21 protein-coding genes and 1 pseudogene are annotated in these 19,537 nt (G+C 70.6%); 9 read left to right on the top strand and 13 right to left on the bottom strand.

Annotation, left to right across the window (positions count from 1 at the left end; all coding sequences use genetic code 11):
• Nucleotides 1-142 precede the first annotated feature (142 nt).
• Complete coding sequence (gene fdxA / locus ABZU46_RS12935; RefSeq protein ID WP_007464872.1) at nucleotides 143-469, bottom strand: ferredoxin; 327 nt, start codon at nucleotides 467-469, stop codon at nucleotides 143-145.
• Nucleotides 470-548: 79 nt separating this feature from the next.
• On the opposite strand from fdxA, the gene ABZU46_RS12940 reads away from it, so the two are divergent.
• Nucleotides 549-1,526, top strand: a complete 978-nt coding sequence (locus tag ABZU46_RS12940) for a GNAT family N-acetyltransferase (protein ID WP_354857022.1) — start codon at nucleotides 549-551, stop codon at nucleotides 1,524-1,526.
• A gap of 28 nt (nucleotides 1,527-1,554) precedes the next feature.
• On the opposite strand, the gene ABZU46_RS12945 is transcribed toward ABZU46_RS12940, so the two are convergent.
• The 3 genes from ABZU46_RS12945 to mshB all read right to left on the bottom strand — a co-directional run bounded on the left by ABZU46_RS12945 (nucleotide 1,555) and on the right by mshB (nucleotide 3,481).
• Nucleotides 1,555-2,019, bottom strand: coding sequence for a hypothetical protein (locus tag ABZU46_RS12945; RefSeq protein WP_354857024.1), 465 nt, complete (start codon nucleotides 2,017-2,019; stop codon nucleotides 1,555-1,557).
• Between the two features lie 80 nt (nucleotides 2,020-2,099).
• Complete coding sequence (locus tag ABZU46_RS12950) at nucleotides 2,100-2,537, bottom strand: hypothetical protein (RefSeq protein ID WP_354857025.1); 438 nt, start codon at nucleotides 2,535-2,537, stop codon at nucleotides 2,100-2,102.
• A gap of 17 nt (nucleotides 2,538-2,554) precedes the next feature.
• The gene (mshB, locus tag ABZU46_RS12955) at nucleotides 2,555-3,481 is read right to left on the bottom strand and encodes an N-acetyl-1-D-myo-inositol-2-amino-2-deoxy-alpha-D-glucopyranoside deacetylase (protein WP_354857026.1); all 927 of its coding nucleotides are present in this window, start codon (nucleotides 3,479-3,481) and stop codon (nucleotides 2,555-2,557) included.
• 87 nt (nucleotides 3,482-3,568) lie between these two features.
• Between mshB and ABZU46_RS12960 the strand changes: the two genes are divergently transcribed.
• From ABZU46_RS12960 to ABZU46_RS12975, 4 genes and pseudogenes are all read left to right on the top strand, one after another.
• Complete coding sequence (locus ABZU46_RS12960) at nucleotides 3,569-5,713, top strand: prolyl oligopeptidase family serine peptidase (RefSeq protein ID WP_354857028.1); 2,145 nt, start codon at nucleotides 3,569-3,571, stop codon at nucleotides 5,711-5,713.
• Between the two features lie 126 nt (nucleotides 5,714-5,839).
• The gene (locus tag ABZU46_RS12965) at nucleotides 5,840-6,760 is read left to right on the top strand and encodes an alpha/beta hydrolase (RefSeq protein WP_354857030.1); all 921 of its coding nucleotides are present in this window, start codon (nucleotides 5,840-5,842) and stop codon (nucleotides 6,758-6,760) included.
• A 550-nt stretch (nucleotides 6,761-7,310) separates the two neighbouring features.
• On the top strand, nucleotides 7,311-7,763 hold the full coding sequence (locus tag ABZU46_RS12970) for an ATP-binding protein (RefSeq protein ID WP_354857032.1): 453 nt from the start codon (nucleotides 7,311-7,313) through the stop codon (nucleotides 7,761-7,763).
• Nucleotides 7,754-8,232 (top strand): annotated as a pseudogene (locus ABZU46_RS12975) (response regulator transcription factor). Before ABZU46_RS12970 ends, ABZU46_RS12975 begins: the two are co-directional and overlap by 10 nt.
• A 201-nt stretch (nucleotides 8,233-8,433) precedes the next feature.
• On the opposite strand, the gene ABZU46_RS12980 reads toward ABZU46_RS12975, so the two are convergent.
• From ABZU46_RS12980 to ABZU46_RS12995, 4 genes are read right to left on the bottom strand one after another with little or no spacing between them, the layout of a single operon-like run.
• Nucleotides 8,434-8,877, bottom strand: coding sequence for a hypothetical protein (locus ABZU46_RS12980; RefSeq protein WP_354857034.1), 444 nt, complete (start codon nucleotides 8,875-8,877; stop codon nucleotides 8,434-8,436).
• On the bottom strand, nucleotides 8,865-9,086 hold the full coding sequence (locus ABZU46_RS12985; protein ID WP_354857036.1) for a hypothetical protein: 222 nt from the start codon (nucleotides 9,084-9,086) through the stop codon (nucleotides 8,865-8,867). The genes ABZU46_RS12980 and ABZU46_RS12985 overlap by 13 nt, the downstream gene beginning before the upstream one ends.
• A 30-nt stretch (nucleotides 9,087-9,116) precedes the next feature.
• A complete protein-coding gene (locus ABZU46_RS12990; RefSeq protein ID WP_354857037.1) occupies nucleotides 9,117-9,500 on the bottom strand; it encodes a helix-turn-helix domain-containing protein in 384 nt (127 codons plus the stop codon).
• Nucleotides 9,490-9,654: a hypothetical protein gene (locus ABZU46_RS12995; protein ID WP_354857039.1), complete on the bottom strand. Its 165-nt coding sequence runs from the start codon at nucleotides 9,652-9,654 to the stop codon at nucleotides 9,490-9,492. The genes ABZU46_RS12990 and ABZU46_RS12995 overlap by 11 nt, the downstream gene beginning before the upstream one ends.
• Before the next feature lie 143 nt (nucleotides 9,655-9,797).
• Here ABZU46_RS12995 and ABZU46_RS13000 point away from each other — a divergent pair, with 143 nt between their 5' ends.
• Both ABZU46_RS13000 and ABZU46_RS13005 read left to right on the top strand, forming a co-directional pair.
• The gene (locus ABZU46_RS13000; protein ID WP_354857134.1) at nucleotides 9,798-10,550 is read left to right on the top strand and encodes an XRE family transcriptional regulator; all 753 of its coding nucleotides are present in this window, start codon (nucleotides 9,798-9,800) and stop codon (nucleotides 10,548-10,550) included.
• A 79-nt stretch (nucleotides 10,551-10,629) separates the two neighbouring features.
• Nucleotides 10,630-11,097 (top strand): nuclear transport factor 2 family protein, encoded by a 468-nt coding sequence (locus tag ABZU46_RS13005; RefSeq protein ID WP_354857040.1) that lies wholly within the window; start codon nucleotides 10,630-10,632, stop codon nucleotides 11,095-11,097.
• 154 nt (nucleotides 11,098-11,251) lie between these two features.
• Here the strand turns inward: ABZU46_RS13005 and ABZU46_RS13010 are convergent, their stop codons facing one another.
• From ABZU46_RS13010 to ABZU46_RS13030, 5 genes are all read right to left on the bottom strand, one after another.
• Nucleotides 11,252-12,994 carry an ABC transporter substrate-binding protein gene (locus ABZU46_RS13010; RefSeq protein ID WP_354857042.1) on the bottom strand — a complete coding sequence of 581 codons (1,743 nt, stop codon included), beginning with the start codon at nucleotides 12,992-12,994 and terminating at the stop codon, nucleotides 11,252-11,254.
• Nucleotides 12,995-13,140: 146 nt separating this feature from the next.
• On the bottom strand, nucleotides 13,141-14,127 hold the full coding sequence (locus ABZU46_RS13015) for an ABC transporter permease (RefSeq protein WP_354857043.1): 987 nt from the start codon (nucleotides 14,125-14,127) through the stop codon (nucleotides 13,141-13,143).
• A 10-nt stretch (nucleotides 14,128-14,137) separates the two neighbouring features.
• Nucleotides 14,138-15,145 carry an ABC transporter permease gene (locus tag ABZU46_RS13020; protein ID WP_354857045.1) on the bottom strand — a complete coding sequence of 336 codons (1,008 nt, stop codon included), beginning with the start codon at nucleotides 15,143-15,145 and terminating at the stop codon, nucleotides 14,138-14,140.
• The gene (locus ABZU46_RS13025; RefSeq protein WP_354857048.1) at nucleotides 15,142-16,152 is read right to left on the bottom strand and encodes a dipeptide ABC transporter ATP-binding protein; all 1,011 of its coding nucleotides are present in this window, start codon (nucleotides 16,150-16,152) and stop codon (nucleotides 15,142-15,144) included. Before ABZU46_RS13025 ends, ABZU46_RS13020 begins: the two co-directional genes overlap by 4 nt.
• Nucleotides 16,149-17,204, bottom strand: a complete 1,056-nt coding sequence (locus ABZU46_RS13030; RefSeq protein ID WP_354857136.1) for an ABC transporter ATP-binding protein — start codon at nucleotides 17,202-17,204, stop codon at nucleotides 16,149-16,151. The genes ABZU46_RS13025 and ABZU46_RS13030 overlap by 4 nt, the downstream gene beginning before the upstream one ends.
• 279 nt (nucleotides 17,205-17,483) lie before the next feature.
• Between ABZU46_RS13030 and ABZU46_RS13035 the strand changes: the two genes are divergently transcribed.
• Both ABZU46_RS13035 and ABZU46_RS13040 read left to right on the top strand, forming a co-directional pair.
• Complete coding sequence (locus ABZU46_RS13035; protein ID WP_354857050.1) at nucleotides 17,484-18,032, top strand: Uma2 family endonuclease; 549 nt, start codon at nucleotides 17,484-17,486, stop codon at nucleotides 18,030-18,032.
• Nucleotides 18,033-18,064: 32 nt separating this feature from the next.
• Nucleotides 18,065-19,501, top strand: a complete 1,437-nt coding sequence (locus ABZU46_RS13040; RefSeq protein WP_354857052.1) for a TldD/PmbA family protein — start codon at nucleotides 18,065-18,067, stop codon at nucleotides 19,499-19,501.
• The last annotated feature ends 36 nt before the right edge of the window (nucleotides 19,502-19,537 follow it).

The following is a 19,537-nucleotide window of genomic DNA, read 5'->3' on the forward strand; positions in this document are numbered from 1 at the left end:
AACACCGCCGTACCGGGGTCGCCGGGCGTGCCCTGGTTGTGGTTGATCTGGCCCACGGGTGGCGCCGGCCCCAGGGGGCCCGCGGCGTCCAGGGTGTCCCAGGTGAACTCGGGCAGCCGTGCCGAGACCGGCGCGGGCCGGTTCAGTGGCCCTCGCCGCGCGGCGGCTGCGCGGCGACGAAGGTGGCGTCCTTCTCCACCTTGCCGATCTTCGAGGCGCCCCCGGGCGAGCCCAGGTCCTCGAAGAACTCGTAGTTCGCGCCGGTGTAGTCCTTCCACTGCTCCGGGACGTCGTCCTCGTAGAAGATCGCCTCCACCGGGCAGACAGGCTCACAGGCACCACAGTCGACGCACTCGTCGGGGTGGATGTAGAGCATCCGGTTGCCCTCGTAAATGCAGTCGACCGGGCATTCCTCGATGCATGCCTTGTCGAGCACATCCACGCACGGCTCGGCGATGATGTAGGTCACCGGTCTTCTCCTCCGCAAGACGCGCCGCGATCTCCCGCGACGGTAAGAGCCTAGTATCTCGCCGGGGAGGGGGTCGATCGTGCTCCGACAGCAGGATGTGGGACACCGGATCGTGGTCCGCCGGATTGTGGGGATTCGCGAAGGCCGCCCGCTGTTTTCCGATGCCCTCGGCGAGCTGGTGGAGTTGAGCGAGACTCATCTCACCCTCGCCACGGCGCAGGGCCCGCTGCGGGTACCGGTGGCGCAGGTGCACCGGGCCAAGCGGGTGCCGCCGACCCGCCGGCCGACCGCCGCGGCGGTGGTGGCGCTCGAACGGGCCGCCGACGAGGCCTGGCCGGCGCCGACGCGCGGCCGGCTCGGCGACTGGCTGCTGCGCTCGGCCGAGGGTTGGACCGGCCGGGCCAACTCGGCACTGCCGATCGGCGATCCGGACCGACCGCTGGCGGCCGCGGTGGACGCGGTCGAGCGCTGGTACGCCGACCAGGGCCAGCCCGCGATGATCAACACACCGTTGCCGCTCGCCGCGCCGGTCGGCGCCGAGCTCGACGAGCGCGGCTGGGACAGCCGCCCACCGACACTCGTACAGACCGCGCCGCTGCCCCTGGCGACGCCCGCCCACGGCGTCCCGGCCGCCGAGGCCGGCGGGCCACAGGGCGCGGTCATCGAGGTGACGACCGCGCCGAGCGACGAGTGGCTGGCCATCACCGCCGGCCGCAAGGGCGGCCTGCCGGAGGCCGCACGCCACGTGCTCACCGCCGTGGACCAGGTCCGCTTCGTCCACGCGTACGTCGACGGCACGCTGGTGGCGATCGGGCGGGGCGCGGTGACCGGTCCGGGGCGTTGGTTGGGGCTCAGCCTCATCGAGGTGCTGCCGTCGTCACGTCGGCAGGGGCTGGCCCGGCGCGTGATCGACACGCTGGTCGCGTGGGGCGCCGCGACCGGCGCGACACACGCGTTCCTCCAGGTGGAGCAGCACAACGCTGCGGCGGTGGCGCTCTACCGGACGCTCGGCTTCACCACCCACCACACCTACCTGACCCGGGTGGCCCCGCACTGACCCGCGCCGGGCCCGCGGCGCGGTCCGTTCAGCGGCGGACCACGCGGCGGGGCTTGGCCGCCTTGACCTCGGCGTACCGCTTGAGCTGCTGCGAGCGGTGGTCGAGACCGAGGGCGGTCGCCACCAGGTAACCGATCATGGTCCCGAGGCCGGTGGCGAGCAGGTAGAGCCAGATCTGGGCGAAGAACGTGCCCGCGCCGCCGGCGAACGGGTTGTGGCCCACCAGCAGTGGCCCGACCAGCACGGTCAGGGCCATGGCCACCAGCACCACGACCGCCACGTCGCCCGCCCACGCGGCCAGCGGCCGCACGCGTCCCCAGCGGAAGGCGACCACGGCCAGCGTCAACCCGATCACCACGAACATCGCCAGCGACACCCGGTCGGCCGCCGCGTCGTCACCGTCGAAAGCGAACCGGGTGATCAGCCGGGCGACCACGTTGACCGCGAACAGTCCTCCCGCGAGCACCCCGATGGCCCGCCACCGTCTGTCCATCGCACGACCTCCTGCCGTACTGCCCCGTTTGCGGGGCCGCATCCCTGGCAGGAATATCTACCACTCGTACCTGTGTGGCGTCACCAGCGGCCGAGAGTGGGCGGCGGGGCGAGGATCTGCCGGAAACCCATCACGGCGAACGTCATCGCGCCGGCCACGATCATCGCCAGGCCGACCCAGTTGTCGCCGGCCAGCAGCAGGTCGCCCTCGGTGGTGCGGATGGCCGCCACCGCCATCAGGGCGAACCACGGCACCGCCGGCAGCGCCACCGCCCAGCGACGGCCGACCACCTCGTGCGCGAACCAGCTCAGCACGATGTTGGCGCCGACGGCGAGCAGCGCCGAGACCCCGATGAGCTGCCCGCCGACCCGGAGGGTGGCGAGCAGCAGCTCCAGCACACCGGTCACGACCCCCGCCACCATCACGACGACCGCGCCGGTCAGCCGCAGACCCAGGTCCAGCAGTCGCGGCGGTGGCCCCGCCTCGGGCGGGGTGTCCTGGTCGTTCACGACCGACATCGGCGCGGCGGGGAGCGTCACCGGAGACCGGCCGCCGCGACCGGGGACCGGTCCGCGGGGGCCTCTCCGGGCAGCCCGGCGAAGAGGTCGTCCTCCCAGCCGTACGGGCCGACGCCCGGCCCCTTCGCACCGACCGCGAGGGTGAAGAACTCCACGCCCATGAACTCGCCCCCGAAGTTTCCGGCGATCGAGTAGAGCCAGGAGGTGGCCGGGATCTGGGTGGCGTGCGCCCGCATCGCCGCCTCCTTGGCCGCGTGCTGGTCGGTGCCGTCGATCCGGGCGGCGATCTGGTCGTCCGGGGTGCCGAAGGGCAGCTCGGCCAGATCTTGGATGCCAGCGAACGGATTGTCCGAGGACTCGGCGAAGTGCGCCATGCCGGCCTCCAGCACACTGAGCGGCATGGCCGTCCAGTAGACCTTCGCCGGGGCGCAGCCCTCGGCCGCGGCCAACTCGACGGCGCGCATCGCCACCCGGTGCGCCTGGATGTGGTCGGGGTGGCCGTAGAAGCCGTTCGGGTCGTACGTGATCAGCACCTGGGGGCGTACCTCCCGCATGATCTCCACCAGGTGCCCGGCGGCCTCGTCGAGGTCGGCCTGCCAGAAGGCGCGGGGGTGGTCGTTCGTCGCGAGGCCCATCATTCCCGAGTCGCGGTAGCGGCCGGCGCCGCCGAGGAAACGGTGGTCGCTGACGCCGAGCGCGGCGCAGGCGGCGGCCAGCTCGGCGATCCGGTACCCGCCGAGCTGGTCGGCCTCGGCGGCGGCGAGCTGCGCGAGCGCCGGTACGTGGATCTCGCCCTCCTCGCCGAGGGTGCAGGTCACCAGCGTGACGTGTGCGCCGGCGGCGGCGTAGTGGGCCATGGTCGAGCCGGTGCCGATCGACTCGTCGTCGGGGTGCGCGTGGACCAGCAGCAGGCGGCGGTCGGGCAACGTCGTCACGACGGTCACTCTAACCGGCGGTCCTCCCTCGGGGGTCGCCGACGCGTCCGCCCAGGTCGGCCACATCACGCCCGGCGCGGCTCTACGATTTGGCCTGTGGACTTTCCGGAGCTGGCCGCCCGTACCCGCCGGTTCAGCCACGGCGCGCCGCGCGCTGTCTCCGTGGCCGAAGACGGCTCCCGGGTGATCTTCCTGCGCTCAGCGGGCCCGGAAGATCCGGCGGACGCGCTCTGGCTGCTGGACGTGGCGACCGGCGAGGAACGCCTGGTGGCCGATCCGGCGACCCTGCTGGGCACCGAGGGTGACGTGCGGGCGCTCTCCCCGGGCGAGCGGGCGCTGCGTGAACGGCTGCGGCTCACTGCCGCCGGCATCGGCTCGTACGCGCTGGACGCCGCCGGCCGGGTGGCGGTGTTCGCGCTGGCCGGTCGGCTGTTCCGGGCCGATCTGGTGCACGGTGACGTGGTGGAGGTGGCCGCCGTCGGTCCGGTGCTGGATCCTCGACCGGATCCGACCGGGGAACGCCTGGCGTACGTGACCGACGCGGCCGGTGGAGTGCGCCGGGGTGAGCTGCGCGTCATCGAGGCGGATGGCACGGACACCCTGCTGGCTGGCGAGGACGCCGGGGTGAGCTGGGGTCTGGCCGAGCACATCGCGGCCGAGGAGTTCGGCCGGTACCGGGGCTACTGGTGGGCCCCGGACGGGCGGATGGTGCTCGCCGCCCGGGTGGACGAGTCCCGGCTGGACCGCTGGCACCTGCACGACCCGGCCGAGCCGGCCAGCCCGCCGACGGCCGTCGCGTACCCCCGGGCCGGCGGCCCGAACGCCGAGGTCAGCCTGCACCTGCTGGACCTGGACGACGGCTGGGTCGACGTGCACTGGGACCGGGAGACCTACCCGTACCTGACCGGGGTGAGCTGGGGCGAGGCCAGCCCGCTGATCACCGTGCTGCGCCGCTCGCAGCAGCACGGGCTGGTGCTCGCGGTGGACCCGCGCACCGGTGAGACGCAGGTGCACGCCGAGCTGGCCGATCCGCGCTGGGTGGAGCCAATCGCCGGCACGCCGGCACACCTGCCGGACGGCCGGGTGCTGGTCGGCGGCGAGCTGGCCCACGACGGGTACGACGCCCGCTGCCTGTTCGCCGACGGCACCCTGCTCACTCCCCCGTCGCTGTACGTGCGACGGGTGGTGGGTCGACTGCCGGCCGTCAGCGGTCCCGCCGACCTGCTGGTCGAGGCGAGTGACGGGGAGCCGAGCGAACGGCACCTGTTCCGGGTCCGTACGACCATCGGGGGCGGGGTGGACGCCCGGCGGCTCACCACCGACTCGGGCTGGCACACGGCGGCCGTCGGCGGGGACGTCCTGGTGGTGGGAAGCGCCTCGCTGGACCACGCCGGGGTGCGGTGGACGGTGTCGCGCGGCGGGCAGGAGCTGGCCGAGCTGCGGTCACTGGCCGCCAACCCGCCGTACTCTCCGCTGCCCCTGCTGGAGCGGGTGACCGACCGGCGGCTGCCGGCGGCGGTGCTCTACCCCGACAACCATGTGACGGGCCGGCGGCTGCCGGTGCTGCTGGACATCTACGGCGGTCCGGGACACCAGGAGGTGGTGGCGGCCCGGGCCGCGTGGCTGGAGCGGCAGTGGTGGGCCGACGCCGGGTTCGCGGTGGTCACCATCGACAACCGGGGTACGCCGGGCGTGGCGCCATCGTTCGAGAAGGCGATCCATCGGCGGGTCGCCGACGTGATCCTGGCCGACCAGATCGACGCGCTGACCGCGCTCGCCGGCAAGCACCCGGACCTGGACCTGGGTCGGGTGGGGGTGCGCGGTTGGTCATTCGGCGGGTGGCTGGCCGGGTTGGCGGTGTTGCGCCACCCGGAGCTGTTCAAGTGCGGCATCGCGGGCGCCCCGGTGACCGACTGGGCGCTGTACGACACCGCGTACACCGAGCGTTATCTCGGCCTGCCGGAGGACGGCATGGACGTGTACGCGCACCACTCGCTGATCGAGTTGGCCGCGGAGCCGGTCACCGGCCCGGACCAGGCCCGCCCGTTGCTGTTGGTGCACGGTCTGGCCGACGACAACGTGGTGGCCGCGCACACGCTCCGGCTCTCCGCGGCCCTGCTGAGCACCGGCCGCCCGCACGCCGTGCTGCCGCTGACCGGCGCCACCCACATGGCCGCGAACGGCACCGCCGAGCGGCTGCTTCCGTTGGAACTCGACTTCCTCCGCACCCACCTGCGCTGAGCGGCATTCGGTAAGTGATTTCGGCAGGTGGGGTCCCCTGCCGCATGCCATGCTGGCCGAAGCATGAGCCGACCGGGCGATTCCCCGGGGCGGCACCGCTTTCCCTTATGCCGAAAGGACTCCACCATGGTGGGGATTGCGCAGAAACCGTCGACCGCCGCCGTTCAGGAAGGCGAGTTGCCGGTCACGCACTTTCGTACGGCGACGGTGAACGGGATCGACATCTTCTATCGCGAGGCCGGACCGGCCGACGGCCCCGCGGTCCTGCTGCTGCACGGATTTCCCACGTCGTCCTCGCAGTTCCGCCACCTGATCCCGCTGCTCGCGGACCGGTACCGGGTGATCGCGCCGGACTTCCCGGGTTTTGGCCACAGCGCCAGCCCGGACCGGTCGACGTTCGACTACACCTTCGCCAACTTCGCGGATCTGATGGACGGCCTCCTCGGCCAGCTCGGCGTGGATCGCTACGCGCTCTACTGCTTCGACTACGGGGCGCCGACCGGGTTCCGGCTGGCCCTCAAGGGGCCCGAGCGGGTCGGCGCGCTCATCGTGCAGAACGGCAACGCGTACGAGGAGGGCCTGAGCGATTTCTGGGATCCGATCAAGGCCTACTGGGCGGAGAAGATCGACGAGCGCCGCCAGGCCATCGCCTTCATCCTCGACCCCGACACGGTCAAGTTGCAGTACACGCAGGGGGTGCACGACCTCAGCCGACTCGACCCCGACCAGTGGACCCACGACGCCACCCAGCTCGCCCGCCCCGGCAACGCGGACATCCAACTGGATCTGTTCTACGACTACGGCAGCAACGTCACGCTGTATCCGGAATTCCAAGCCTTCTTCCGCGACCATCAGCCACCGACGCTGATCATCTGGGGCCAGAACGACTCGATCTTCCCACCCGAGGGTGCCCACCCCTATCGGCGCGACCTGCCGTCGGCCGAGTTCCACCTGCTCGACACCGGCCACTTCCTGCTGGAAGACAAGCTCGACGTCGCTGCGCCGATGATCCGCGACTTTCTCGACCGATCCATCGGTCGTTCCTGAACGGGAGCAACGGCGTCGTCATCGACCGGCCTGCGCCGCAGGCCCTTGGGGCTGGGGCCTACGCCGCCGCGGGCCGGGTCCGGTGCGCTGGGCCGCCGCGGTGCTGACGGACGCCAGCGCTTGGAAGGCCCTCGCCTACTGCTTCGCCGGCTGCCCCTGATGGCCGCGGCCGCCTACCTCGGCGGAGTCCTCATCGCCGGCGGGCTGCTGGGCATCACCTATCCCGTGTGGATGCACCGGTTTCCGCAAGACCCGCCCTGGGGCGGTCCCTGGGGTCTGGCCGCGCAGGGGTTGGCCGCGCTGCTGGTGTTTCCGTGGTACTTCCGGATCATCGTGTGGCTGGACCGGCGGTTGGTGGGGGCGCTGCTGGAGCCGGGCCCGGAGCGAGCCCGGATAGCGGCGCTGGAGGCCAGCCGGGCCGCGCTGCGGGCGGACGCCGCAGCGCTGCTGCGGCGGGTGGAGCGGGACCTGCACGACGGTACGCAGGCCCGGCTGGTCGCGCTGGGCGTGGCGCTGTCGCGCATCGAGCGGCGAGCCGGAGCTGCGGACGATGGTGGCGCAGGCCCCGGGCGCGGTGGTGGAGGCGCTTTCCGAGCTGCGGGACATCGTGCGGGGCATTCACCCACCCGCGCTGGACGCTGGCCTCAGCACCGCGATCGAGACCCTGGCCGCGCGCAGCGCGGTGCCCGTCGTCGTGCACGTGGACCTGCCCCAGCGGCCACCGCCCGAGACGGAGTCGGCGCTCTACTTCAGCGCCGCCGAACTGCTCACCAACGTGGCGAAGCACGCTGCGGCCAGCCGGATCCGGCTGGACCTTCGCACGCTGGGTGGCATGCTGCGCGTGACTGTCACCGACGACGGGGGCGGTGGGGCGAGGCCCGGGGGCGAGGGTACGGGTCTGGCCGGGCTGATCCGGCGGGCCGAGTCGCTCGACGGCGCGCTGTGGGTAGACAGTCCGTCGGGTGGGCCGACGACCATCACCGTGGAGTTGCCATGCGAGTAGTGATCGCCGAGGACAACCCGTTACTGCGCGACGGGATCAGGTTGCTGCTGACCGATCACGGAATCACCGTCGTGTCGACGGTGGACAACGGCGACGACCTGCGGGCGGCGGTCAGGGAGCACCGGCCGGACACGGCGGTGGTCGACGTGCGGATGCCACCGACCTTCACCGACGAGGGGTTGCGGGCGGCATTGGCGATCCGTACGACCCACCCGGACATCGGCGTGCTGGTCTTCTCACAGTGGCGGTGGACGCGGGCGTCGCCCGCCTCAGCGAGCGGGAACGAGAGGTCCTGGGGATGTTGGCCGAGGGCCGCTCCAACGCTGCCATCTGCGAGTCGCTCCACCTCGCCCCGCGCAGCGTGGAGAAGCATGTGACAACCATCTTCACCAAGCTGGACCTACCCCAGGCGCGGACCGACCACCGGCGGGTACTCGCCGTGTTGCGCTACCTGAACGCGGGGCGCTGAGGCTTCCCGCACTCTGGCTGGCCCGGCCTGCCGATGTGCTGTTGAGCGGTATACCTCAGAGGTATGAATATGACTCTGAGGTATACCGCTCAATAGGGCACCCGACCCGACGGAGGTGACCGACGGTCACCGCCGACGGCTGACACGTGTGCCATGCCGCTGCTCTGGCCGCCACAGCCGGGACGGTATTGGCCGTCATGCTCACAGCACTCCGAGGTTGATGGCGAGCTGGGTAATCGTGGCTGGGGCGGCTGGGTCGTCCGTCTGGAGGTAGGCGCGCGCCGCGTCGATCAGGTGCGCGGCGCGGTGCTCGACCGGCAGCCACCGCCACCCGTCCCTACCGATCGTCTTCTCGTGCCGGGCGACCGCCTCCGGCCCGTCGCCCAACTCCACGGCGGCGGCGACCCGCGCCACCTCGACGGCCGCCGGCCCGAACGCCGTCCGGTAGTGGTCGTGCCCGTCGCCCACCTGGTCGCCCAGCTCGGCAGCCTCGTCCAGCAGGCGTCCGGCCATCCGGTCGTCACCCGCCCTGGCCGCGATCAGGGCGGCCTGCACGAGCAGCGATCCACGCAGCGACAGTTCTTCCGGCGTGCCAGCGGCGATCTGGGAAGCGGCGGCCAGCATCACCGGCCCTACCCGCGCCACCCCCGCAACACCTGGCCGAGCTGCACCGCCGCGCAGGCCAGCAACACCCGATCACCGGCGGCGGCGGACATCGCCCGGTCAGCGGCCAACCAGGCGAGGCTCCCCTCCCCCAGCTTGACCAGCAACGCCGCCGCCACCCGGTACACCTCCACCACCGCTGCCCGCCCGGCCTCCGGGTGCTGACCGTGGGCGCGGTGAACCTCGGTCACCACCGTGGGCAGCAGCTCGATCAGACGTGGTTACCGGGCGTGCTGGTAGGTCGTCCACGCGTGCCGCACCTCCCGAGCCAGCCGATCGGGCGGCATCACCGCGCGGTCCGCCTGACGACCAAAAGCCATTGGGTACGCGGACAGCGCGGCCCGAATCCGCGCGACGCCTTCGCTGCGCTCGGCAACCTCGGCAGGCTGAACATCACGACCAAGCAGCGCTGCGGGATCGACCCTCAGCACTCCCGCGATCTCCCGGATGGTCGACAGTCGCTCCAGGGAGCGGACCCCGCGCTCGACCTTGTCCACCCAGCTCTTCGACTTTCCCAATCGATCCGCGAACGACTGCTGCGACAACCTGCGCCGCACCCGCAGGTAGGCGACGCGTCGGCCGATCGGCAGCGGGTCACGGCTCACCGCGCCACCGCCGATCCGGCACCGCCCGAGTCGTCTCCTGCACCGGTATCCGCTCAGCCTCGGCCCGCGCGAGCAACCGGCGTTTGGCGTCTTCCCGCTCGGCGGCGTCGATCTGCTCGCCCCGGCTGACCGGCTCGTCGTCAGAACTGGGCATCATCACCTCCGCTGCTGGGCGCACCGGCAGGCCCTGCCGTCGCGTGCCATCCACAGTGACGCCTAACTGTCGTCGGACGCGACGGCACAGGATGCGGCATACCGGTCACATTGACGGCGACATTCAGACGACACGGCGGTATTGTGGCGAACATGAATGCCCCGAACACCGCCCTACGCGCGGTCCGCACCGGGATGCGCATGAGCCAAGACGACTTCGCCCGCGCGCTTCAGGCCGCCGGCCGCCGCGTCGGCGAGCCGAACGACGCCAACAAGAGACTCGTCCAGCGCTGGGAGTCCGGCGCGATCGCCGCACCACGGCCCGTCTATGCCCGCGCCCTGGAGGTCGTCACCGGTCTACCGGTCTCGCTGCTCGGCTTCGCTGCGATACCCGACGGCCATGCAGTCGATGACCAACACGGTGGCCACGATCTGGCCTCGCCCATGTCCAAACTGGCCACGCCAACACCCAAGCCACTCGCAGTCCGCCCGTCGTACGAGGGTGTCTGGCTCAGCCGCTACCAGTTCCATTCCAGCGGCCGGGGAGAATCATTCGCCGGGCAGCACTTCGTGGTCGTGCTCCAGCACGGCGACCGACTGACCGTGCGCAGCCTGCCCGGCTCAGCAGCATCGTCGCTGTCAATGGATCTCACCATCGACGGTGCGGTGGTCACCGGCACCTGGGTGGAGCAGACCGATCCCGCCGGCTACTACCGGGGAGCCCGGTACCACGGCGCAATCCAGCTCCTGGTGGAGCCCACCGGCCGACGGATGGCCGGCAAATGGGTCGGGTTCGGCAAGGACATGGACGTCAACACCGGGCCATGGGAGCTGACTTTCCGGGATGCTTCCACGTCGAAGGCAACGCTCGACCAGTACAACACGTCGCCCGAGTAGGCCCGCCGATGGGAATCGGCCGTCCGGTACGGCCCTCGGTGTGCCGACAGTGAGACCGCCGATTCAAAGGAAGCCCCGCATGAGCAACCCCCGCGAAACTTTCCTACGACTGGTGAACGGCGTCTGCGACGGTCCGTACGAGGACTTGGCCGACTTGTATGCCGAGCAGACCCACGTCACGCACCCGTTCCACCCACTCGACCCGCCGCCGCTACGCAGCCGCGGCGAACTGCACGAGCACTTCACCGCGCCGCCACCGGCCGGCCGGACGCTGAACCGCAATCCGGTCGACATCACGATTCATGACACCGCCGACCCGGAGGTGATCGTCGCCGAGTTCGCCTATCAGGGGCGAGTCGAGGAGACAGGCGAGGCGTTCACCGTGCCATGCGTGTTTGTCATGCGCATCCGCGACGGGCTCATCATCGAGTCGCGGGACTACATCGACCACATCGCCAGCGCGCGGGCCTGGGGTCAACTCGACAGCCTGCTAGTCGCACTTCGCCCGCAGGGAAGCACCACCGTTGACGGCGCCACCCGGCCCTGATGCTCATACGACATCACGCGCACTGATCTGCCCCGCACCTACCAATCGCGATCGGGCGCGGCCGGATCGGATCAGTGAGCCGACCGGCGGAAACGGCGAGGGCCCCCACCCGACGACGCTGTCGGGAGGGGACCCTGCCTGCCTGCGATACGACCTACGGCTTGACGTACGCGTTCACGAACGCCGGGTAGCCGAAGACGCTGGAGATGAAGACCCCGCCGGCCTTGGACCCGTGCACGTTGTAGGCCACGTCGACGAAGAGCGGCACCACGGGCGCGTGCTCCTTCATGATCCGCTCGTCGAGCTTGGCCCACTCCGGGCCCTGGTCGGCGGCGGGCATCGCCTGGATGCGGTCCATCTCGGCGTTGATCGCCGGGTCGTTGAAGTAGGACTGGTTGCTGTTGCCCTCGGCCTTGATAGTGCGGCCGTCGTAGAGCACCGGCAGGATCGACGCCCCGCTCGGCCAGTCCGCCGCCCAGTTACCGATGTACAGGTCCCAGGGGTTGTCCTTCTTCTTGACCTCGTCGAGCTTGGCGTCGTCCGAGATGTTCCGCAGCGTGATTTTGAAGCCGGCGCGCTCCAGGTTGGCCTTGAGCTGGGCGCCCTGCTGCTGCTCGGTCGAGTTGTCGGCGACGCCGAGGACCAGCTCCGGCGTCTTGCCGCCGAGCAGTTCCTTGGCCTTGTCGACGTTGCCGTTGGCGCCCGCCGGGTACGCGTCGTACGCCTTGTAGCCGATGGTGGCCGACGGCATCAGCGTGGTCATCGGCGCGGCGACGGTCTGCCCGCCCATCGCCTTGATGAGGCCCTCGCGGTCGATGGCGTAGTTGAGCGCCTGACGGACCTTCAGGTCGGTGACCCGCTGGTTGTTGATGACGAGCTGGTTGGCGCTCGGCGTGGGCGAGAGGATGGTGCGCGACTTGAGCGTGGCGTCCCCGGCCACCTTGGCGACCAGCGAGGCGGGCACGGTGTTGAAGGCGAGCGCGCTCTGGTCGGCGCCGTTGTCGGCGATCACCCGGTTGTTGGCGGCGTCCGCGGTCGGGCCGAAGGTCCACACGAACCGGTCCGGGTACTGGTGGCGGACCGGGTCGGTCTTCGGGTCCCAGTTGGGGTTGCGGTCCAGGGTGATCTGCACGCCGACCTGGTTCTTGGCGACCTTGTACGGGCCGGACGAGAACGGCTGCTTGTCCAGGTCGACGCCGGTGTCCTTGTCCGCGGGCAGCGGCGCGGTGGTCGGCAGCGAGACCGCGAACGGCAGGTCACAGCGGGGTTTGGCGAACTCGAAGCGCAGCGTCTTTGCGTCCGGCGTGGTGAGGCCGGGCGGCAGCGACGTCTTGTTCTTCTTGAAGTCCCACTTGGTGTCGAACTGCGGGGTGTCGGCCAGCCACTCCTGAATGTAGGTGGGGCCGCCGGAGAGGTCCGGGTCGAAGGAGCGGGCGATGCCGTACGCGATCTCCTTGGAGGTGATCGGCCGGCCGTCCTCGAACTTCACCCCGTCCTTGATGGTGAATTCCCAGACCTTGCAGTCGTTGTTGACGTTCTTGCCCGGCGTCTCGGCCAGGTCACCGACGAGGACGAGGCCGCCCTTGCCGTCGTCCTTCCAGGTGGTCAGGTAGCGCGCGAAGAGCGGGTTGGTCATCAGGCCGGCGAACGAGTACGTCCGCTGCGGGTCCAGGTGGGAGATCGGCGACTCCCGGATGATGGTGAAGGTGCCGCCCTTCGCGGCGCCGCTCACCTCGGCCGCCGGGCCCTGCGAATCCTTCGGGTCGGTCGCGATGACCCCGGACTGCTGCCGTTCGGTGTCCACCGTGGTGCCCTCGCCCGTGTTCTTCGAGCACGCACCCAATGCCACCACCAGAGCGATCGCGCCGCCTGCGGCAGCCACCACGCGTGGTCTCATGAAGTACCCCCTTCACCCATGTGCCGTGCGGTTTCGCCGGGGCGAGAACCGCCGACGTCCCGAGGATCGTAAGGAAGAAAACCTACGAGTTGTGTAACAGTTGTTGATAAATTTCGCCACCAGCCGCGCAGTGGCCACCCATCGGGTCAGCGCAGCCGGACCCGGGGGTCGATGGCCGCGTAGAGCAGGTCCACCAGGACATTCGCCAGCACCACGAAGACGGCCGCGATCAGCACGGTGGCCATGATGGTGGGCAGGTCACCCGAGCGCACCGCGTCCACGGCCGTACGCCCCAGCCCCTGGATGCCGAACGTCGTCTCGGTGATCACCGTGCCGCCCAGCGCCCCGCCCACGTCCAGACCGGCGATGGTCACCACCGGGGTGATCGCCGCGCGCAGCGCGTGCCGCCCGTACACCGTCGGTTTGGCCAGGCCCTTGGCCCGCGCGGTCCGGACGAAGTCCTCCGACAGCGTCTCCAGCATCTGCGCCCGCGACAGCCGGGCGTAGATGGCCGAGAAGAGGAAGGCCAGCGCGACCCAGGCGAGCACCAGCCCACTGGCCCACTTGGCCGGATTGTCGAACAGGGACGTGTAGCTGGGCACCGGCAGCAGCCGCAGGTTGTAGACGAACACCAGCAGCAGCACCGCGCCCACGAAGTAGAGCTGCAACGACGCGCCGGTCAGGGAGAAGCCGATGGCCAGGCGGTCCAGCCAGGTGCCCCGGCGCAGCGCCGAGATCATGCCCAGCCCCACCCCGAGCAGCAGCCAGAGGATCGCCGCGGGGATCACGATGCTCAGCGTCACCGGCAGCACCCGGGCGATGGTGTCCGAGACCGCCTCGTTGGAGACGTACGACCAGCCCAGGCAGGGCGCGTCACACCGGCCGCCCTGGGCGCTGCCCAGATCACGACCGGTGACGATGCCCTTCATGTAACCGGCGTACTGGCTGATCAGCGGGTCGTTGAGGCCCAGGTCGTCACGGACCCGCTCCAGCCGCTCCGGGTTGCAGTTCTTCGGGCACATGCCGGTCACCGGGTCGCGCGGTAGGGCGAAGAACATCAGGAAGGTCAGCACGCTCACCGCGAACAGGGTCAGCGTCGCGGAGAACAGCCGCTTGATCAGAAACCGTGACATGAGTCCACCCCTACCGGGACGACTTCGGGTCGAGCGCGTCCCGCAACGCGTCGCCGAAGAGGTTGAAGGCGAACACCAGCGCGAAGATCGTGATGCCCGGGAAGAACACGTACGCCGGGTCGGTCTGGAGGAAGTCCAGACTGCGGTAGATCATCCGGCCGAAGCTCGGCGTCTCGTCGCTGAGGCCGACGCCGATGAACGACAGCGCGGCCTCGCTGGTGATGAACTGCGGCACGGCGAGGGAGAACGACACCAGGATCGGCGCCCAGATGTTCGGCAGCAGTTGCCGGAAGATGATGTGCCCCAGCCCGGCGCCGCTGGCCTTGGCGGCCTCCACGAACTCTCGTTCGCGCAGCGCGATCACCTGCCCGCGCACCAGGCGGGCCGTGCTGGTCCAACCGAAGATGGCGAACACGGCGATCAGCACGCCCACCCCGAAGGCGGACGACACCTGCCCCCGCTCGCCGTAGAAGCGCAGCGTGATGGTGGGGGTGAGCGCCAGCGCGATGATCAGGAACGGCATCGCGAGCGTCAGGTCGGTGATCCAGTTGATCACCGCGTCAAGCCAGCCGCCGAGGTAACCCGCCAGCGCGCCGAGCACGATGCCGATGGTGGCGGTGATCAGCGCGGCGGCGAACGCGATGAACAACGACGTCCGCAGCCCGTAGATCAACCGGATGAAGATGTCCCGGCCCAATCCTGGCTCCAGCCCGAACCAGTGGTCCCCGGTGACACCGCCGACGTAACCCAGCGGCATGCCGAAGCCGTCCAGCAGGTTCTGGAACTGCTCGCGCGGCCCGATCCCGTAGACCATCTCGATCAGCGGGGCGGAGAGCCCCAAGAGCAGGAAGAACACCAGGAGTACGCCGCTGACCACGGCCGTCCGGTCACGACGCAGCCGCAGCCAGGCGAGCTGCCCGGGCGAACGCCCGACGACGCCCTTGGTCTCGGGCCCGCCCGCGTCCGCGCTGGACTCGATCTCGGCGAGCGCCACACCCTCCACCGGAGACAGGCTCACGACGACACCTCCTCGACGACCTGGGTGATCGACCCCGCCCCTTCGGGGAAGTGACACGCGGTGGCCTGCCGACCGCCGTCGCGCGGCCCCAGCGGCGGCTCCTCGGTGGCGCAGATGTCCTGCGCCTTCCAGCACCGGGTGCGGAAACGGCAGCCCGACGGCGGGTCGAGCGGGGTGGGGACGTCGCCGGTCAGCCGGATCCGGCCCACCGGGCCGAGCTGCGTGACGTCCGGGATGGCCGAGAGCAGAGCCCGGGTGTACGGATGCTGCGGGCGCTCGTAGATGTCCGTCCGGTCGCCGATCTCCACGATCCGCCCCAGGTACATGACCGCTACCCGCTGGCAGAAGTGCCGGACCACGGCCAGGTCGTGCGCGATGAACACGAACGCCAGGCCCAGCTCCCGTTGCAGGTCGCGCAGCAGGTTGACGACCTGCGCCTGGATCGAGACGTCCAGGGCGGACACCGGCTCGTCGGCGACGATCAGCTTGGGCCGCAGGGCCAGCGCGCGGGCGATACCGATGCGCTGGCGCTGGCCGCCGGAGAACTCGTGCGGATACCGGTTGTAGTGCTCCGGGTTCAGCCCGACCAGCTCCAGCAGCTCCTGCACCCGCGCCTTGATCCCGCCCGGCGGTTTGATCCCGTTGACCTGCAACGGCATCGCCACGATCCGGCCCACCGTGTGCCGGGGGTTCAGCGACGCGTACGGGTCCTGGAAGATGATCTGAAGTTCCTGTCGCAGCGGGCGCAGCTCCCGGCGGCCGGCGTGGGTGATGTCCCGCCCGTCGAACTCGATGGTGCCGGCCGTCGGCTCCAGCAGCCGCACCAGCATCCGGCCGGTGGTCGTCTTGCCGCAGCCGGACTCCCCCACCAGGCCGAGCGTCTCGCCGGGGCGTACGTCGAAGTCGAGACCGTCGACCGCCCGCACCAGGCCGGTGCCGCGCAACCCCTGGCGGACCGGGAAGTGCTTGGTCAGTCCGCGCACGCGCAGCAGTGGTTCGTCGGTCATCGGGCCACTCCCACGGATGCCACGTTCTCGGCGTAGATCGCGGCGCGTTCCTCGGCGCTCAGGTGGCAGGCCACCAGGTGACCGTCGGCCCCGGCCGGGCGCAGCTCGGGCACCTCGGTGCGGGACCGGTCGCCGACGCGGTCGTCGTAGCGGCAGCGTGGGTGGAAGGCGCAGCCGGTCGGCAGGTTGATCAGGCTGGGCGGGTTGCCGGGAATGGGCACCAGGTCCGCGTCCGCGTCGCCGTGCAGCGACGGCACGCTGGAGAGCAACCCCCAGGTGTACGGATGCTGCGGCGAGCGGAGCACCTGCTCGACGCTGCCGTGCTCGACGGCCCGCCCGCCGTACATCACCAGCACCTCGTCGGCGACCTGGCCGACGACGCCGAGGTCGTGGGTGATCAGGATGATCGCGGAGTGGAACTCGGCCTGGAGGTCGGCGAGCAGGTCCAGGATCTGCGCCTGCACGGTGACGTCCAGCGCGGTGGTCGGCTCGTCGGCGATCAGCAGCGCGGGGTCGTTGACCAGGGACATCGCGATCATCGCCCGTTGGCGCATCCCGCCGGAGAACTCGTGCGGGTACTGGTCGAAGCGGCGTGCCGGCTGCGGGATGCCGACCCGGTCCAGCATGTCCACCGCGCGCTGGCGGGCCTCGCGCCGGTTGGCCTTCGGGTGGTGCACCCGGTACGCCTCGGCGATCTGCCGACCGACGCTGTAGTACGGGTGCAGCGCGGACAGCGGATCCTGGAAGATCATCGCCATGTCCCGGCCGCGCAGCCGGCGTACCTCCTCGTCGGGCAGGCCGACCAGCTGCCGGCCGCCGACGGAGATCTCGCCGGTGATGGTGGCCCGCTTGGGGTCGTGCAGGCCGAGGATGGCCAGCGACGTGACGCTCTTGCCGGAGCCGGACTCGCCGACGATGCCGAGAGTGCGGCCCCGCTCGACGGCGAACGACACCCCGTCGACCGCGCGCACCACGCCGTCGGAGGTGTCGAACCGGACCCGCAGGTCACTCACCCGCAGGTAGGCGTCCTGGTCGGAGCGCTGTGCCGGCACGGCGGGACGGTCGTCCGGGTCCCCGGACGACGACGGTTCCGAGCTGTCCACGGCCACCTCCCTCAGTGACGAAGAGAACTTACAACAAAGTCCCGAGGGTGAAAATAAGCTACAAAGTCGGCACGTGTCAGCGGGCCCGAGCGTAACGAGTCCGCATCGGCCCCGCATCCCCTGTCACCTCGCCATCCACGCCCGTTCATGGCTCTGATCGCACGTCAAGTGCGATCATTGGGCGAGCAGCCAGCAGAGGATGTCCGTGGCACGAGGTGGAGGTGACCCATGACCGCGGCGGTGTTCGATCACGAAGGTCCGTGGACCGAAGAGGAGTTCCTCGCCCTCGGCGAGACGCAGGATCGCGTCGAACTCTTCGACTGGAGCCTCCACGTGACCCCAGGACCCACCCCACGGCATCAACGAATCTCCCGCAAGCTCGGCAATATCCTGGAAGCAGCCGCGGAGGCAGCCGACCTTGAGCTGTTGGAGGCGGTGAACGTCCGGCTCCGACCAGGTCGAATACCGATTCCTGATCTCGTCGTCACCAACGCAGTCGATCTCGACGAGCCCAACATCGAGTCAGCTGATGTGCGACTGGTCTGCGAGATCATCTCGCCGAGCAACGCCTCCACCGACAAGGTCCTCAAGATGCATTACTACGCCGCAGCGGGCATTGAGTGGTATCTGCTGGTGGAGCAGGGGACGGGTGCCATGCGCCTTTACCAGCGGCAGGGTGGCCACTACGTGGAGAGGGCAACGACGAAGCGCGGCGAGGTTCTGGAACTGACCGAGCCAGTGCGGGCCACTATCCGGCCAGAGGATCTCGTCCCCTGACGGGTGTCGGTCGGCTGGCCTAGGGTCGGTCCATGACCGAGTTCGACGCGGCCACCGCCGCCGTCCAGGCCGCCCTCGACGCGGGAGCGCGGTACGCCGACGCGCGGGTGATGCACCGCCGCTACGAGTCGATGACCGCGCGCAACGGCGACGTGGAGGAGCTGACCCAGGACGAGAGCATCGGGCTGGGCGTCCGGGCGCTGGTCGGCGCGAGTTGGGGCTTTCACGCCGTACCCGATCTGTCCGACGCCGCCGCCCGCGACGCCGGCCGGCGCGCGACCCGGACCGCGATGGCGAGCGCGCGGGTGCCCGGCCCGCCGGTCGACCTGGTCGCGGTCGAGGCGGTCGCGGCGAGCTGGGCCTCGGACTGCCGGATCGACCCGCTCGGGGTGCCCCTGTCGGACAAGGGCGACCTGCTGGTCGGCGCGACCCGCACGATGGCCGAGCACGGCGCGGACCTGGCCGAGGGGCTGTACCAGATCTGGGACACCGCGAAGTGGTTCGTCTCCAGCGAGGGCCACCGGATCGACCAGCGGATCCGCGAGTGCGGCGGCGGCATCTCGGCCACCTCGATCGGTGACGGCGAGACACAGCGGCGCTCCTGGCCCAGCTACCGCGGGCAGTACGGCACCACCGGCTGGGAACTGGTCGAGTCGCTCGACCTGGCCGCACACGCCGCGCAGATCGCCGAGGAGTCCCGGGCGCTGCTGACCGCGCCGCCCTGCCCGGCCGGCGAGACGGATCTGATCCTCGGCGGCGAGCAGTTGGCCCTGCAGATCCACGAGTCGGTCGGGCACGCCATCGAACTGGACCGGATCCTCGGCTGGGAGGCCGCGTTCGCCGGCACGTCCTGGCTGGACCTGGCCCAGCTCGGCTCGCTGCGCTACGGCTCCGAGCTGATGAACATCACGATCGACCCGACGATCCCCGGCGCGCTGGGCAGCTTCGGCTTCGACGACGAGGGCTCACCGGCGGTCAAGCGGGACGCGGTGCGCGACGGTCGCTGGGTGGGAGTGCTCGCCGGCCGGGACTCGGCGGCCATGGCGGGCCTCGACTACGGCGGCAGCGTCCGCGCCGACGGATGGGCCCGGCTGCCGATGGTGCGGATGACCAACGTCGGCCTGGAACCCGGCCCGCACACCCTGGAGGAGATCATCGGGGCCACCGACGACGGCGTGCTGATGGACCTCAACCGGTCCTGGTCGATCGACGACAAGCGGCTCAACTTCCAGTTCGGCTGCGAGGTCGGCTGGGAGATCAAGAAGGGTCGCCGGGGGCGGATGCTGCGCAATCCCACGTATACCGGGATCGGCCCGCTCTTCTGGCGCTCGATGGACATGCTCTCCGGCGAGACGGTGCCCTGGGGGACGCCCAACTGCGGGAAGGGCCAGCCGGGCCAGATCGGGCACACCGGCCATCCGGCCGCGCCGGCCCGCTTCCGCAACGTCCGCGTGGGGGTGTCGGCGTGAACGCCGTGCGAGCCGCGCAGTCGCGACTGAAGGAGC

Source organism: Micromonospora sp. NPDC005197 (assembly GCF_040608295.1).
In the GTDB taxonomy this organism is placed as follows: domain Bacteria; phylum Actinomycetota; class Actinomycetes; order Mycobacteriales; family Micromonosporaceae; genus Micromonospora.